This window comes from Pseudomonas sp. NPDC087342 (assembly GCF_044744265.1).
In the GTDB taxonomy this organism is placed as follows: Bacteria; Pseudomonadota; Gammaproteobacteria; order Pseudomonadales; family Pseudomonadaceae; genus Aquipseudomonas; species Aquipseudomonas nunensis.
On the sequence record NZ_JBIUXZ010000007.1, the window covers coordinates 194,068 to 209,520 of the forward strand.

Consider the following 15,453-nt stretch of genomic DNA (forward strand, 5'->3'; position numbering starts at 1 on the left):
CAAAAAGCGCGTGCGTGTAGGATACACGGCGTCAACCTAATTAGCTAAATCCGTGGTATTTGGGGTTTTTTTCATGCAAGCGTATCAGCGCGATTTCATTCGTTTTGCCATCGATCGCGGCGTTTTGCGCTTCGGTGAGTTCACCCTGAAGTCCGGGCGTACCAGTCCTTACTTCTTCAATGCCGGCCTTTTCAACTCGGGTTCGGCCCTGGCGCAACTGGGTCGTTTCTACGCGGCAGCCATTGTCGAAAGCGGCATTTCCTTCGACGTTCTGTTTGGCCCGGCGTACAAAGGCATCCCATTGGCGGCGACTACCGCAGTGGCGTTGGCTGAACATCATGAGCGTGACCTGCCATGGTGCTTCAACCGCAAGGAAGCCAAGGCTCACGGCGAAGGCGGCAGCCTGGTTGGCGCACCGCTGACCGGCGATGTGCTGATCATCGACGACGTGATCACTGCCGGCACCGCGATTCGCGAAGTGATGCAGATCATCGCTTCCCAGGACGGCGCCAAGGCCGCCGGCGTGCTGATCGCCTTGAACCGTCAGGAGCGTGGCAACGGCGAGTTGTCGGCGATCCAGGAAGTGGAGCGCGACTTCGGGATCCCGGTGATCAGCATTGTTTCGCTGAACCAGGTGCTGGAATTCCTGGCAGACGATCCGCAGCTCAAGCAGCATTTGCCGGCCGTAGAAGCCTACCGCGCCCAGTTCGGCGTCTGACACCCATCCCTGTCGGATGGGCCTATGTGGCGAGGGAGCTTGCTCCCGCTTGAGTGCGCAGCGCTCACAAGATTCTTGGGGTTGCTTCGCAGCCCAGCGGGAGCAAGCTCCCTCGCCACAGATAAGTGCTTCCCGCCCAATTTGGTGTCTGGCGCAGCGGACCTGTAGGAGCGAGGCTTGCCCGCGAAAAGGCCATCACATTCAACATCTTTGTTGACTGAAACACCGCTTTCGCGGGCGAGCCTCGCTCCTACAGGGATTGCGTCGTCAGTGCAGTCTTTGCCATTTCCCTACCAGTTTTAGCGCCAACCTCAGGTTGAATAGCGCAAATACCAGCAGTGCCAGGACGACTAACACGTAAAGCGTTCGGTCCACGTCGAAGTCCCACAGATCCAGTGTGCTGGTGCTCATGATCCTCATAGCGGCCGGAAGGTTGACGTAAAACAGCGCCATAAACGCCGCCGTCAGCGGAAGGGCGCAGCCGAACAAAACGTTCATCACCTTTGTCCTGCTGCGTTTCCTCGCCAGCGGCCCTGACTGTTTTTCATCCAGCTCCAACGCTTCATGCAGCCTGGGCCACGCCAGGTTGAACATGAAAGTGGTCAGGGTCAGCAGCAAGCCACTGACCGCCACAATGTCACTGAACGGCATTGATCCCCAGTGTCGCGCACAGCAAGTCGTGGGAATCCTCGCTGATCTCGAACTGCCCGGCGCTGCCTTTGCGCTTGGTGATGGGTTTGAAGGTCGGCTCGTTTTGAGTGATCAGCATGTTCAGCTCATCACGGATGACATCGGAGCTGATCACCACCAGATACACCGTCTGCGCGTGCTCCGCAGACGCGATCACCGCTCGCATGCTGTGCTGCAATATCTCGTCCAGCTGATTGCGAAAGCGTGAAACCGTGTTTTTCAGCAGGGTTTTACTTTGGCTCTGGGTCAGCTGGAAAATCGTCGATATCTGCGATTCGGTCGGCAAGGTCTGCCCGAAGTAGTTTTGAATCAGATACAGCAAGCGATCCTGTTTCGCTTCATCTGCCCGGCTGGGCATTCCGCCCTCGACCAGCATTTTCAGGTATTCGGTCAGGCTTGCCTTGGCGATACGCTGTAGAGCATGGGCAATTTCACCGTCGGAAATCCTCAGGGTTTTCTTGACCGGCTCCTTTTGCTCCTGTTCGAAAGCCTGGGCGTCGATCGTGAACGAGATCTGCATGGCTCAGTCCTCCGCGATTACTTGTCGGACTTCTTCGGATAGGGATCTTCCTCTGCGTCGCCTTGGCCAGTGAGAATTTTCCAGCCGTTTTTCAAGTGCACGGAATCCAGGCGTTGCGGGCATGGAGGCAAGGATTTTTTCGATTGGTTGGAATATTCGTAACCGCAATCGGCGCATTCGTACGTGCCTGCGGACACGTCGCTTCCATTGGGTGCGTAAACTTTTTGCATGGGAAGATCTCCTGTGGGTACACGGAAGATCCTAGGCAGATTCCTTCTTTTGCGATGTCGGACGCTTCCCGCAGCGGCGTCAGGCATTTCCTATAAGCAAAAAAAGATCGCAGCCTCCGTCAGTTCCTACAAGGCGTTGAGTACACCTGTAGGAGCTGTCGAAGGCTGCGATCTTTTGTTTTTCTGGAATCAGGGGCGCTTGCGATTGCTGATCAAAGTACCCACGCCGGTATCGGTGAAGATCTCCAGCAGAATCGCATTCGGCACCCGGCCATCAATGATCAGGGCACTTCCCACGCCGCCCTGAACCGCTTCCAGGGCGCAACGGATCTTCGGCAGCATGCCGCCGTAGATCGTGCCGTCGGCGATCAGGTCGTCGACTTGCTGGGTGGTCAGGCCGGTTAAGACCGTGCCTTGCTTGTCCATCAGGCCGGCGATGTTGGTCAGCAGCATCAGCTTTTCAGCTTTCAGTGCTTCGGCCACTTTACCGGCCACCAAATCAGCGTTGATGTTGTACGACTCACCGTTGGCGCCCACGCCGATTGGCGCGATCACCGGAATGAAATCGCCTTTTACCAGCAGGTTCAGCAGGTCGGTGTTGATGCCGACCACTTCGCCTACCTGGCCGATGTCGATGATTTCCGGTTGGGTCATCTCCGGCGTCTGGCGCGTCACGGTGAGCTTTTTCGCACGAATCAGCTCGGCGTCTTTACCGGTCAGGCCGATGGCGCTGCCGCCATGACGGTTGATCAGGTTGACGATGTCCTTGTTGACCTGGCCGCCGAGGACCATTTCCACCACGTCCATGGTCTGCGCGTCAGTCACGCGCATGCCATCGATGAAGTGGCTCTCGATCGACAGGCGCTTGAGCAAGTCGCCGATCTGCGGACCGCCACCGTGAACCACCACCGGGTTGATGCCCACGGCTTTCATCATCACGATGTCGCGGGCGAAGCCGGTTTTCAGCTCCTCGCTTTCCATCGCGTTGCCGCCGTATTTGATCACCAGCGTCTTGCCGACATAGCGGCGGATGTAAGGCAGTGCTTCGGACAGGACCTTGGCGGTGTTGGCGGCGGCTTCGCGTTCGAGGGTCATTCAGGGCTCCGGGTGGATCGTTCAATCAAAACGGTAGTTGGAGATCAGGTGCAACACGCTTCAACTGGACTTTGAAAACGTCCTTGATGCGCTGCAATTCAGCCTCGTCATCAGCCTCGAAACGCAGGACCAGCACCGGTGTGGTGTTGGACGCGCGCACCAGGCCCCAGCCTTTGGCGTAGTCGACTCGCACGCCGTCAATGGTGGTCAGGTCAGCGCCTTCGCCCCACTTCGCGTCGTGCAATGCATCAATGATGCTGAATTTGCTCTCTTCGGTCACATGGATATTGATTTCAGGCGTAGAAATATCGTTCGGGAAGGTCGCAAACAGCTCTTCCGCAGTGGATTTTTCCTTGCTGAGGATCTCCAGCAGCCGCGCGGCGCTGTAAATGCCGTCGTCGAAACCGAACCAGCGCTCCTTGAAGAAGATATGCCCGCTCATTTCGCCGGCCAACAGGGCGCCGGTTTGTTTCATTTTCTTTTTGATCAACGAGTGACCGGTCTTCCACATTAGCGGACGACCGCCGTATTCCTTGATCAATGGCGTCAGGCGACGGGTGCATTTGACGTCGAAGATGATCTCGGCGTCCGGGTTGCGCTCCAGTACGTCGCGAGCGAACAGCATCAGCAGACGGTCCGGGAAGACGATGCTGCCGGTGTTGGTCACCACGCCGACGCGGTCGCCATCGCCATCGAAGGCCAGGCCCAGGTCAGCGTTGGTTTCCTTGATCTTGGCGATCAGGTCGACGAGGTTTTCAGGCTTGCCCGGGTCCGGGTGATGGTTCGGGAAGTTGCCGTCGACATCACAGAACAGCGGGATGACTTCGCAGTTCAGCGCTTCGATCAGCTGCGGGGCGATGACGCCGGCGGCGCCGTTACCGCAATCGACCACCACTTTCAGGCGGCGGGCGAGTTTGATGTCCTGGAGGATTTCGGTGTTGTAGCGATCAAGGATCTCGACCTTGGTGATACTGCCCTTGCCGCTGCTCAGGTTGTTGGTCTTGAGGCGTTCGTGTAGTGCCTGGATCTGTTCGTTGGCCAGGGTATCGCCAGCGATGACGATCTTAAAACCGTTGTAATTCGACGGGTTGTGGCTGCCGGTCAGCATGACCCCAGACTTGCCGGCCAATACGTTGGCGGCGTAATACAGCGCAGGCGTAGGCATCAGGCCGACGTCGCTGACGTGGCAACCGCTGTCGGCCAAGCCCTGGATCAGGCGCTCGACCAGTTCCGGGCCAGACAGGCGACCGTCACGGCCAACGGAAACGTTCGGTTCGTTCTGGGCCAGACTTTGGGCGCCGATGGCGCGGCCGAGCCAGTAAGCGGTTTCACCGTTCAAGAATTCCGGGACGGTGCCGCGAATATCGTAGGCGCGGAAGATGCTGTCGGGGAACTTGGGTGCGACTTGGGCTGGGCTGTTCATCTGTGGAAATGCTCCATTTCGAAAGTGACTGGACCTGTCCGGGAATAACTCGTTGGCAGGCACAAACTGAAGGGTATGACGGCGTTTTCCACAGAGAGTTCGTGGTGTGCAAAGGCCATGACCCCGGTTTCAGCGCGCACTTGACCGGCCAATCCTTTGATTTTCAGTGGTAAACCTTCCAGATGACGGCTGTGCAATTTGTGGCGAGAGAGCTTGCCCACGCTTCCCCTGTAGGAGCTGCCGGAGGCTGCGATCTTTTGATTTTCGCTTTTAAGATCAAAAGATCGCAGCCTCCGGCAGCTCCTACAGGGGAGGAAATCTATCGGATCAATGGCTACCCGAATGACCGAAACCGCCGGCACCGCGTTCGGTTTCGACGAACTCTTCGACCATCTCGAAGTGCGCCTGAACCACGGGTACCAGAACCAGCTGAGCCAGACGCTCGCCAACTTCCAGGGTGAAATCCTTGTCGCTGCGGTTCCAGCACGAAACCATCAGCGGGCCTTGATAATCGGAGTCGATCAAACCGACCAAGTTGCCCAGCACGATGCCGTGCTTATGGCCCAGGCCGGAGCGCGGCAGGATCAGCGCCGCCAGGCCCGGATCGCCGATGTAGACGGACAGGCCGGTGGGGATCAGCAGGGTTTCGCCCGGCTTGATCACGGTGTCTTTTTCCAGCATGGCGCGCAGGTCGAGGCCGGCGGAGCCAGGGGTGGCGTACTGCGGCAGCGGAAAGTCGGTACCGATGCGGGGGTCGAGGATCTTGGCTTGCAAAGCGTGCATGTAAATTAAACCTGGTTCAGACGGTCGGCGATAAAAGTGATCAGCTGGCGAGCAATCTTGCTCTTGCTGGTCTGGGCGAAAACGGTGGCGTGGAGCTGGCGGTCGATCACGCTGCAGGCGTTTTCTTCGCTGTTGAAACCAATACTCGGGTTGGCGACGTCATTGGCGACGATCAAATCGAGGTTTTTGTCTTTCAACTTGCGCGCTGCGTAATCGAGCAGATGTTCGGTTTCGGCGGCGAAACCGACACTGAACGGACGATCAGGGCGTGTGGCGATGGTGGCCAGGATGTCTGGGTTACGCACCATTTGCAGGACAAAGCCGTCGCCGCTCGTAGGGTCTTTCTTCAATTTTTGCGGGGCGACGACTTCCGGACGGTAGTCCGCAACCGCTGCCGAGGAAATGAACACGTCGCACGGGATCGCGGCTTCGCACGCGGCAAGCATGTCGCGGGCGCTGACCACGTCGATGCGGGTGACGCGATCCGGAGTCGGCAAATGCACCGGGCCGCTGATCAGGGTCACGCGGGCGCCGGCTTCCACTGCCGCTTCGGCCAGGGCAAAGCCCATTTTCCCGGAGCTGTGGTTGGTGATGTAGCGCACCGGGTCGATGTTTTCCTGGGTCGGGCCGGCGGTGATGACCACGTGCTTGCCGGTCAGCGCCTGACGCTGGAAGCAGTCGGCGGCGCACTGGGCGAGGTCGGTGGCTTCGAGCATGCGGCCCATGCCGACGTCGCCGCAGGCCTGGCTGCCAGAGGCCGGGCCGAAGGATTTGATGCCGCGACTTTCGAGCAGTTGCAGGTTGGCCTGGGTGGCCGGGTCGCGCCACATAGCCTGATTCATTGCCGGGGCCACGGCGACTACGGCGTCGGTGGCCAGCACCAGCGTGGTCAGCAGGTCATTGGCGATGCCTTGGGCCAGACGGGCGATCAGGTCCGCGGTGGCAGGGGCGATCAGCACCAGGTCGGCCCATTTGGCCAGCTCGATGTGGCCCATGGCAGCTTCGGCCGCCGGGTCCAGCAGGTCGAGGTGAACCGGGTGGCCGGACAAGGCCTGCATGGTCAGCGGGGTGATGAACTCGCTGCCGCCACGAGTCATGACCACGCGCACTTCGGCGCCCTGGTCGATCAGGCGGCGAACCAGGTCGGCGCTCTTGTAGGCAGCAATGCCGCCGCCGACGCCCAGAACGATGCGTTTCCGATACAGCCGCTGCATAGGTCTGCCTTTCATTTCGTTGATGACTGCAAGGCGAACCCCCCTCCCCAGGAGTGAAATCGCCCGCAAAAAAGATGGGCTACGATATCACAGCGACCGCTACGGAACAGCGGCGCCCACAGACCAGGGAGGTGTTATGAGTATTCGTGATTGGCCGGCGGCGGAGCGGCCGCGGGAGAGGTTACTGGAGTTGGGCTCGGCGAGTCTTTCGGACGCCGAGTTGCTGGCGATTTTTTTACGTACAGGCGTCTCCGGCAAAAGCGCGGTAGACCTGGCGCGACACTTGTTAAGTCAGTTTGGCAGCCTGCGTTCGCTGCTGGAGGCTGATCAAAAAACGTTCAGCAGCCAATTAGGGCTCGGGCCCGCAAAATTCGCTCAATTGCAGGCGGCCCAGGAAATGGGTCGACGGCATTTGGCGGAGCATTCGCGGCAGAAGTCGGCGCTGGAAAACCCGCAGGCTGTGCGTGATTACCTGAAGGCGATGCTCCGTCATGAACCCCACGAGGTGTTTGGTTGCCTGTTTCTGGATTCAAAGCATCGGGTGCTGACGTTTGAAGCGCTATTTCGCGGTTCCATCGACAGCACCAGTGTGTATCCACGGCAGGTGGTCAAGCGCGCCCTGGCACACAACGCCGCTGCGCTGATCCTGTGCCACAACCACCCGTCAGGTAACCCCGACCCCAGCCAGGCCGACCGAATGCTGACCAAGCGCCTGCAGGAAGCGTTGGAACTGGTGGATGTGCGGGTGCTTGATCACTTCATCGTTGGGGATGGTGAACCGCTGTCGATGGCGGAGTATGGGTGGATGTAGCGGGAGGAGGGCGCTGGGGGCGAGCTTTTGTGGCGAGGGAGCTTGCTCCCGCTGGGCTGCGTAGCGGCCCCAAAGATCTTGTGAGCGCTGCGCACTCAAGCGGGAGCAAGCTCCCTCGCCACAAAAGCCGCTCCCACGGTTTCTACTTCAGGCTGACTTTGGAGTAATCCTGCCGACCAAACGGGCTCACCGAGTAACCCTCGACATCCTTGCGCGTCAGCGCGAACGCCGTCGGATGCGCCAGCGGCAGCCACAGTGCCTGTTGCTGAATCTGCGCCTGGGCCTGTTCATACAACTTGGTGCGCACGCCTTGCTCGCTGGTGGTCTTGCCGGCGCTGATCAGCTTATCCAGATCCTGGTTGCAGTAACGGGCGAAGTTGGTGCCGGACTTGACTGCGGCGCAGGAAAACTGCGGCGTGAGGAAGTTGTCCGGGTCGCCGTTGTCGCCGGCCCAGCCCATGAACAGCAGGTCATGCTCGCCAGCCTTGGCGCGGCGGATCAGCTCGCCCCATTCGATCACGCGGATTTCGGCCTGGATGCCGATTTCCGCCAAATCAGATTGCAGCAGTTGGGCGCCGAGGCTCGGGTTCGGGTTCAGCAAACTGCCGGAAGGGCGGGTCCAGATGGTCGTCTGGAAGCCATCCTTGAGCCCGGCCTTCGCCATCAATGCCTTGGCCTTCGCTACGTCGTGCGGGTAACCCGGCAAGCCTTTGTTATAGCTCCAAGTGTTCGGCGGGTATGGGCCATTGGCCGCTTCGGCGGTGTCTTCGAATACAGCTTTGAGGTAGTTGGCCTTGTCGAAGGCGAGGTTGATCGCCTGACGCACTTCAGGCTTGTCCAGCGGCGGATGCTGACTGTTGATGCCGACGAAAGCGGTCATGAAGGCGTCAGTCTTTTCCACTTTCAGCGTCGATTCCTGCTTGGCGGCCACCACATCCAGCGGTTTTGGCGACAGGGCGATCTGGCACTCGTTGCGGCGCAACTTCTGCAAACGCACGTTGGCGTCCGGGGTGATGGCGAAGATCAGCGGGTCTACCGACGGCTTGCCACCGAAATAGTCCGGGTTGGCCTTGTAGCGAATCGACGAGTCTTTCTGGAACCGCGTAAAGACGAACGGGCCACTGCCGATCGGCTGGCTGTTGAGCTTCTCCGGAGTACCGGCCTTCAGCAGTTTGTCGGCGTATTCAGCCGAATAAATCGAGGCGAAGCCCATGCTCAGGGTGGCGAGGAAGGTCGAGTCCGGGTGATCGAGGGTGAAGCGCACGGTCAGCGGATCGAGGGCGTCGATCTTCTTGATCAGCGCCGGCAGTTGCATCGACTGGGCGTGCGGGAAGCCGCTCTGGGCGACTTTGTGCCATGGGTGGGCCGGGTCGAGCATGCGGTCGAAGCTGAACTTGACGTCCTCAGCGCTCAAATCGCGGGTCGGGCTGAAGTAATCGGTCTTGTGGAATTTCACCTGCGGGTGAAGCTTGAAGACATAAGTCAGGCCGTCGGGCGTGACCTCCCAGCTGTCCGCGAGGCTGGCGACCACTTTGCCGCTGGCGGTATCGAAGTCCACCAGGCGATTCATCAACACATCGGCCGAGGCGTTGGTGGTGGTCAACGAGTTGTATTGCACCACGTCGAACCCTTCAGGGCTGGCCTCGGTGCAGACGGTCAGGGCGGCAGCGTGGGCCAGAGGGCTCAGCAGCAGTGGGGCAAGCAGCAGCGGTAGGGCAGCGAGGCGCATGGTCGGATTCCTTTACAGATCGAAGGCCCATCTGCAAGTGCAGTCTGGAAAAGGCTTACCCTAGTGGGCTCTTTTGCAAATGACTATCCCCTTTTTCATTTTGGGGCGACTATAGGCGCCTTATTTGGCTGTGCGCGGTTTCACAAAGCTCCGGATTGGCGTGTTGGCCGATGCTCTGCGACGAGCGGTCGCCATCGACGACAGCCTTTGTCCAAGGCGCTCGTAGCCCGAAAAATGGGCTTTTTGTGAATTCATCGCACACAGAATGTTGTTGCTCTGAGGTCTTTCTGGTATAAAGCAGCGCTCTTTTCTAGGGGCCCGGTTCCTTCACTGTAGGTGTAGCCGGTAAGACCTCTAAAGAAACGCGGCGCCTGGCGCCAAATGACTGAGAGATTAAGCGGCCAACCCATGCCGGGTTGGGCATGTGGTTTTAGAGTGCTGAGGCATGTCGAGAGTATGTCAAGTTACCGGTAAGGGTCCGGTGACTGGGAATAACATTTCCCACGCAAACAACAAAACCCGTCGTCGTTTCCAGCCGAACCTGCAGCATCACCGCTTCTGGGTTGAAGAAGAGAAACGTTTCGTGCGTCTGCGCGTATCTGCCAAAGGCATGCGTATCATCGACAAGCGTGGCATCACTGTCGTGCTGGCCGAAATCCGCAAAGCTGGCAAGATCTAAGGGAGCTAATCATGCGTGAATTGATTCGTTTGATTTCGAGCGCCGGTACTGGTCACTTCTACACTACCGACAAGAACAAGCGTACTACCCCGGACAAAATCGAGATCAAGAAATTTGATCCGGTTGTTCGCAAGCACGTGATCTACAAGGAAGGCAAAATCAAGTAATTGATTTTTCCGACTTATGAAAAAGGCCCGTATCGCGAGATACGGGCCTTTTTTATTGCCTGCGGGTTATGTGTTGCCTGTCAGGACGCCTTCGCGGGCAAGCCTCGCTCCTACAGGGATCGCATCCGTCCTGTAGGAGCGAGGCTTGCCCGCGAAGAGGCCCGCCCCGCTAACACAAGACCTCAAGCCTTCTGTTCAAACACCACATAAATCTTGCGGCACGCCTCCAGCACTTCCCAAGTCCCTCGGAACCCTGCCGGAATGACAAAGCGATCCCCCACCCGCAACGTCTTGCTGTTGCCATCGTTGTCGCGCAGCACCGACACACCCTGAACGATTTCGCAGTATTCATGCTCGGTGTAATTCACCAGCCACTGGCCGATTTCGCCTTCCCACACGCCGGCGCTCATCTGGCCGCACGGGCTGTTGTAGTGGTTGTACACCGCTTGCTCGGGGTCGCCCTTGAGGACTTTGGCCGAGTCTGGCCGATAGCGATCGGGCTGGGTGGCGGCCTGGCTGAAGTCGACGACGTCCTGGATGTTCATTTTGTTGTAATCCCCCGTGATTGCGGCGCGATGACTGGAAAGGCCAAAGTCTATGTTTATTAAAATGAACACCGCAAGGCCGTTTACCGACCTTGTGTCAAATATATTGAAACAACCCCGGCCACTGGTTTAGGGTGGCAGGTGCCTCGGGCCGATAGCAGGCTGGCCGGGCAGAATTCCTGACAGCACCCGCGAAAAACGCGGGGCACTCGTATTCAACAAGAGGAGGACACTCGTATGACCACCCTGACTCGTGCCGACTGGGAACAGCGGGCTCGCGACCTGAAGATCGAAGGCCGCGCCTACATCAATGGCGAATACACCGATGCCGTCTCCAGCGAGACCTTCGAGTGCATCAGCCCGGTCGATGGCCGTCTGCTGGGCAAGATTGCCAGCTGTGACGCCGCCGACGCCCAGCGCGCCGTGGAAAATGCCCGCGCCACCTTCAATTCCGGCGTGTGGTCGCGCCTGGCGCCGACCAAACGCAAAGCCACCATGATTCGTTTCGCCGGCCTGCTGAAACAGCACGCCGAAGAGCTGGCCCTGCTTGAAACCCTGGACATGGGCAAGCCGATCAGCGACTCCCTGTACATCGACGTTCCTGGCGCGGCGCAAGCCCTGAGCTGGAGCGGCGAGGCCATCGACAAGATCTACGACGAAGTCGCTGCCACCCCGCACGATCAATTGGGTCTGGTCACTCGCGAGCCGGTCGGCGTCGTCGGCGCTATCGTGCCGTGGAACTTCCCGTTGATGATGGCCTGCTGGAAACTCGGCCCGGCGCTGTCCACCGGTAACTCGGTGATCCTCAAGCCGTCGGAAAAATCGCCGCTGACCGCCATTCGCATCGCTGCGCTGGCCGTTGAAGCCGGGATTCCGAAAGGCGTGCTGAACGTCCTGCCAGGCTACGGCCACACCGTCGGCAAGGCCCTGGCCCTGCACAACGATGTGGACACCCTGGTGTTCACCGGTTCAACCAAGATCGCCAAGCAACTGCTGATCTACTCCGGCGAATCGAACATGAAGCGCGTCTGGCTCGAAGCCGGCGGCAAGAGCCCGAACATCGTGTTCGCCGATGCCCCGGACCTGCAAGCTGCCGCCGAATCCGCCGCCAGCGCCATTGCCTTCAACCAGGGCGAAGTCTGCACCGCCGGTTCGCGTCTGCTGGTCGAGCGTTCGATCAAGGACACCTTCCTGCCGCTGGTGATTGAAGCGCTGAAAACCTGGAAGCCAGGTAATCCGCTGGATCCGGCGACCAACGTCGGTGCGCTGGTGGATACCCAGCAGATGAACACCGTGCTGTCCTACATCGAATCCGGTCACACCGACGGCGCCAAACTGGTGGCCGGCGGCAAGCGCATTCTTCAGGAAACCGGTGGCACCTACGTTGAGCCAACGATTTTCGACGGCGTGAACAACGCGATGAAAATCGCCCAAGAAGAAATCTTTGGCCCGGTGTTGTCGGTCATCGCTTTCGACACCGCCGAAGAAGCCATTGCGATTGCCAACGACACGCCGTACGGCCTGGCCGCTGCGGTGTGGACCAAGGACATCTCCAAGGCACACCTGACCGCCAAGGCACTGCGTGCCGGTAGCGTGTGGGTCAACCAGTACGACGGCGGCGACATGACTGCACCGTTTGGTGGTTTCAAACAATCGGGCAACGGTCGCGACAAGTCGCTGCACGCGTTCGACAAGTACACCGAGCTGAAGGCGACCTGGATCAAGTTGTAAGTTGTTAACGGGGGGCCTGTTGTAAGGCAGGTCTCCCGAATGATGCAGATCCCCTGTGGGAGCGAGCTTGCTCGCGATAGCGGTGTAACAGTCGACATCAGTGTTGAATGTTCTACCGCTATCGCGAGCAAGCTCGCTCCCACATTTGTTTTGTGGTGTACCTGAAAAATAATATCCACAGGAGCGTGGAACATGCGTTGGGCGACTTATTTCGCCGTGTTGGCGTCTGTCTTGAGTGTCGGCCTGGCCCTGGGCGTCAGCATGCCGCTGGTGTCGTTTCGCCTGGAAAGCTGGGGCTACGGTTCGTTTGCGATTGGCGTGATGGCGGCGATGCCCGCCATTGGCGTGCTGCTGGGAGCGAAGATTTCCAGCCATCTGGCGGCGCGGTTTGGCACGGCCAACCTGATGCGCTTGTGCCTGTGGGGCGGGGCGGTGTCCATTGGTTTGTTGGCGCTGTTGCCGAGCTATCCGATCTGGCTGGTGTTGCGGCTGATGATCGGAGTGATCCTCACCCTGGTGTTCATCCTCGGCGAAAGCTGGATCAACCAACTGGTGGTCGAGCAGTGGCGCGGGCGCCTGGTGGCGCTGTATGGCAGCAGTTATGCGCTGAGCCAACTGGGCGGACCGTTGCTGCTGGGAGCCTTGGGCACCGAGCATGATTACGGCTTCTGGGTCGGCGTCGGTTTGCTGCTGACCGCACCGTTGCTGTTGCTCGGCCGTAGCGGTGCACCGAGCAGCGAAGCCAGCAGCGTGACCTTCGGCGATTTGTGGACCTTTTGCCGAGGCCTGCCGGCGATTGCCTGGGCGGTGTCGCTGTTCGCCGCGTTCGAAGCGATGATCCTGACCCTGTTGCCGGTGTATTGCCTGCGCCAAGGGTTCACGGCGGAAATCGCACTGGCGATGGTCAGCACGGTTGTGGTCGGCGATGCGTTGTTGCAACTGCCCATCGGTGCGCTGGCGGATCGGCTCTCCCGGCGCAGTTTGTTCACCGGGTGTGCCGTGGTCTTGCTGGTTTCGAGCCTGGCTATTCCGCTGCTGATCGATACGTTGTTGATCTGGCCGTTGTGGGTGTTATTCGGCGCGAGTGCCGGTGGCTTGTTCACCTTGTCGCTGATCCTGATCGGCGAGCGCTATCGCGACGATGCACTGGTGCGGGCCAACGCGCATATCGCGCAGCTGTGGGGGATTGGTTGTCTGGTCGGGCCGTTGGCGGCCGGGGCGGGCAGTCAGTGGATCAGCGGGCATGCGTTGCCGTTGCTGATGGCGACGGGAGCTTTGGGGTTGGTGATTCTGTTGATGCGCCAAGGGGCGTTTGGCGCAGTGGCCGAGCCTGCCTAAAACCCTGTGGGAGCGGGCTTGTGTGGCGAGGGGGCTTGCCCCCGTTCGGCTGCGCAGCAGTCGTAAAACCATTCAGCGCGACCTAACTGATAGATCATGTCGTTAACTTTGGGGCTGCTTCGCAGCCCAACGGGGGCAAGCCCCCTCGCCACAGTTAATCAGTGAATATCTGATTACAACATCCGCTCAAGCCCCACGGTGGTGCTCATCCACGCATTAAACCGGCGCCACCAACTCCCCGGTTCCTTGGTCAGCGTGTGCATCTGGCCGTTATCTTCGGTCACCCAGACAATCTGCCCATTCTGCAATTTCGCCTCATAACTCAGCGGTGGCGCCATGCCTTGCAAGGCCAGTTCGCGCACGTGCGCGGCCAGTTCCGGGCTGTCGACCAGCACGCCGACTTCGGTGTTCCACAGCACCGAACGCGGGTCGAAGTTGAACGAGCCGATAAACGATTTTTGCTGATCGAAAATCATCGCCTTGCTGTGCAGGCTCGAATCCGAGCCTTGATAGGCCGAGCGCCGGAACAAGTGCGGGCCACTGCCGCTCCCTGCGCCGGGCTGACGCCGCAGTTCGAACAGCTTCACTCCATGTTCCAGCAAAGCCTTGCGATACGGCGCGTAACCGCCATGCACCGCTGGCACATCGGTGGCTTCCAGCGCATTGGTCAGCAGACTGACCGAGACACCTGCGTCGGCACGCCCGGTCAGGTACACCAGCCCCGGTTGGCCGGGCACAAAGTAGGCGGAAATCATGATCAGTTCTTTGCTGACCCCGTTCAGTTCCGGCGCCAGTTGCGTGGTCAGTAATAATTGCGGGTCGGGTTCGCCCTTGGACAGCACCTTGCTCGGCGCGTCCCACAAGGCTTGGTTCCAGGCCCAGATCAGCTCTCGGCGCCAGATGTCCAGGCGCGGGTGTTTGTCGTAAATCATCAGCTGTTGATACAGCGCGTGGTTCTGTTTGCGGGTTTCTTCCAGGGATTCTTCAAGGCGCGTGCGAGTGTTTTGCAGGTCCTTGGCGGTCGGTTTGCTGGAGAGGAATTCGTCGATCGGCTTGCTCAGGGCACTGTTCCAGTACTGGTCGAAACTGTGCCCGAGCTGCTCGGCGACGGGCCCGACGCTGAGCATGTCGATGTCAGTGAAGTTCAGGTTGGGCTCGGCATCGAAATACTCATCGCCCAGGTTGCGTCCACCGACGATGGCCACGCTGTTGTCCGCCAGCCACAGCTTGTTGTGCATGCGCCGGTGTTGCAGCGACAGGTCGAACAAGCGGCCCATGGTCCGCGTCACGCCGGTGCTGCGGCCCAGGTGCAACGGGTTGAACAGACGAATCTGAATCTGCGGATGGGCCGCCAGGGTGGCGATGACCTGGTCGAGGCCATCGCTGGTGGTGTCATCGAGCAGGATCCGCACCCGCACGCCGCGATCGGCAGCCTTGAGCAATTCCTCCACCAGCATTCGCGTGCTGATGCCGTCATGGACGATGTAGTACTGCAAGTCGAGACTGGTTTGCGCGTTGCGGATCAGCTCGGCCCGGGCCATGAAGGCTTCGGTGCTGTTGGAGAGCAGGCGAAAGCCCGATTGTCCCTGATGGGGCGCGGCCTGTGCCTGGATCGAGCGGCCAAAGCTTGAATCCGCCGCTGGCAAGGCCTGGCTCGGTTCGCGCGGCACGTCGAGGCTGGCGCAACCACCGAGGAACGAGGCGAGTAACAGAAAAGCGAGCAGGGGCTGTCTGAGGCTCACGTGGGATCGTTCCGATTGGCGGCAGTTGTCGGCATATG

At 59.6% G+C, this 15,453-nt stretch carries 15 protein-coding genes and 1 pseudogene; 6 read left to right on the forward strand and 10 right to left on the reverse strand.

What is annotated here, in order from left to right; genetic code table 11:
- The first annotated feature begins 73 nt into the window (after positions 1-73).
- A complete protein-coding gene (gene pyrE, locus ACIOYV_RS17435; protein WP_054048446.1) occupies positions 74-718 on the forward strand; it encodes an orotate phosphoribosyltransferase in 645 nt (214 codons plus the stop codon).
- Positions 719-985: 267 nt separating this feature from the next.
- On the opposite strand, the gene ACIOYV_RS17440 is transcribed toward pyrE, so the two are convergent.
- From ACIOYV_RS17440 to coaBC, 7 genes and pseudogenes are all read right to left on the reverse strand, one after another.
- Complete coding sequence (locus tag ACIOYV_RS17440; RefSeq protein ID WP_401325506.1) at positions 986-1,369, reverse strand: hypothetical protein; 384 nt, start codon at positions 1,367-1,369, stop codon at positions 986-988.
- Positions 1,356-1,928, reverse strand: coding sequence for a hypothetical protein (locus ACIOYV_RS17445; protein WP_054048450.1), 573 nt, complete (start codon positions 1,926-1,928; stop codon positions 1,356-1,358). Before ACIOYV_RS17445 ends, ACIOYV_RS17440 begins: the two co-directional genes overlap by 14 nt.
- A gap of 17 nt (positions 1,929-1,945) precedes the next feature.
- The gene (locus ACIOYV_RS17450) at positions 1,946-2,158 is read right to left on the reverse strand and encodes a hypothetical protein (protein ID WP_401325508.1); all 213 of its coding nucleotides are present in this window, start codon (positions 2,156-2,158) and stop codon (positions 1,946-1,948) included.
- A 189-nt stretch (positions 2,159-2,347) separates the two neighbouring features.
- Positions 2,348-3,253: an acetylglutamate kinase gene (gene argB / locus ACIOYV_RS17455; protein WP_054048454.1), complete on the reverse strand. Its 906-nt coding sequence runs from the start codon at positions 3,251-3,253 to the stop codon at positions 2,348-2,350.
- 25 nt (positions 3,254-3,278) lie between these two features.
- Positions 3,279-4,655: pseudogene (locus ACIOYV_RS17460) on the reverse strand (phosphomannomutase/phosphoglucomutase); the annotation flags it as partial.
- 348 nt (positions 4,656-5,003) lie between these two features.
- Positions 5,004-5,459, reverse strand: a complete 456-nt coding sequence (gene dut / locus ACIOYV_RS17465) for a dUTP diphosphatase (protein ID WP_054048458.1) — start codon at positions 5,457-5,459, stop codon at positions 5,004-5,006.
- A 5-nt stretch (positions 5,460-5,464) separates the two neighbouring features.
- Positions 5,465-6,673, reverse strand: coding sequence for a bifunctional phosphopantothenoylcysteine decarboxylase/phosphopantothenate--cysteine ligase CoaBC (gene coaBC, locus ACIOYV_RS17470; protein ID WP_401325512.1), 1,209 nt, complete (start codon positions 6,671-6,673; stop codon positions 5,465-5,467).
- Positions 6,674-6,809: 136 nt separating this feature from the next.
- Between coaBC and radC the strand changes: the two genes are divergently transcribed.
- Positions 6,810-7,484, forward strand: a complete 675-nt coding sequence (gene radC, locus ACIOYV_RS17475) for a DNA repair protein RadC (protein ID WP_401325515.1) — start codon at positions 6,810-6,812, stop codon at positions 7,482-7,484.
- Between the two features lie 142 nt (positions 7,485-7,626).
- Here the strand turns inward: radC and ACIOYV_RS17480 are convergent, their stop codons facing one another.
- Positions 7,627-9,213, reverse strand: coding sequence for an ABC transporter substrate-binding protein (locus tag ACIOYV_RS17480; RefSeq protein ID WP_401325517.1), 1,587 nt, complete (start codon positions 9,211-9,213; stop codon positions 7,627-7,629).
- 445 nt (positions 9,214-9,658) lie between these two features.
- On the opposite strand from ACIOYV_RS17480, the gene rpmB reads away from it, so the two are divergent.
- Together rpmB and rpmG are read left to right on the forward strand one after the other, a co-directional pair.
- Positions 9,659-9,892, forward strand: coding sequence for a 50S ribosomal protein L28 (gene rpmB, locus ACIOYV_RS17485; RefSeq protein ID WP_401325520.1), 234 nt, complete (start codon positions 9,659-9,661; stop codon positions 9,890-9,892).
- A gap of 11 nt (positions 9,893-9,903) precedes the next feature.
- Positions 9,904-10,059, forward strand: coding sequence for a 50S ribosomal protein L33 (rpmG, locus tag ACIOYV_RS17490; RefSeq protein WP_007894709.1), 156 nt, complete (start codon positions 9,904-9,906; stop codon positions 10,057-10,059).
- 182 nt (positions 10,060-10,241) lie between these two features.
- On the opposite strand, the gene ACIOYV_RS17495 is transcribed toward rpmG, so the two are convergent.
- Positions 10,242-10,604, reverse strand: a complete 363-nt coding sequence (locus ACIOYV_RS17495; RefSeq protein ID WP_054048465.1) for a cupin domain-containing protein — start codon at positions 10,602-10,604, stop codon at positions 10,242-10,244.
- A gap of 237 nt (positions 10,605-10,841) precedes the next feature.
- Here ACIOYV_RS17495 and ACIOYV_RS17500 point away from each other — a divergent pair, with 237 nt between their 5' ends.
- Both ACIOYV_RS17500 and ACIOYV_RS17505 read left to right on the forward strand, forming a co-directional pair.
- Entirely contained in the window at positions 10,842-12,335 is a 1,494-nt protein-coding gene (locus ACIOYV_RS17500) for an aldehyde dehydrogenase (protein ID WP_054048467.1), read from the forward strand.
- 192 nt (positions 12,336-12,527) lie between these two features.
- Entirely contained in the window at positions 12,528-13,673 is a 1,146-nt protein-coding gene (locus ACIOYV_RS17505) for an MFS transporter (protein ID WP_401325523.1), read from the forward strand.
- Positions 13,674-13,846: 173 nt separating this feature from the next.
- On the opposite strand, the gene ACIOYV_RS17510 is transcribed toward ACIOYV_RS17505, so the two are convergent.
- Positions 13,847-15,415, reverse strand: coding sequence for a phospholipase D family protein (locus tag ACIOYV_RS17510; RefSeq protein WP_401325525.1), 1,569 nt, complete (start codon positions 15,413-15,415; stop codon positions 13,847-13,849).
- Positions 15,416-15,453: the final 38 nt, after the last annotated feature.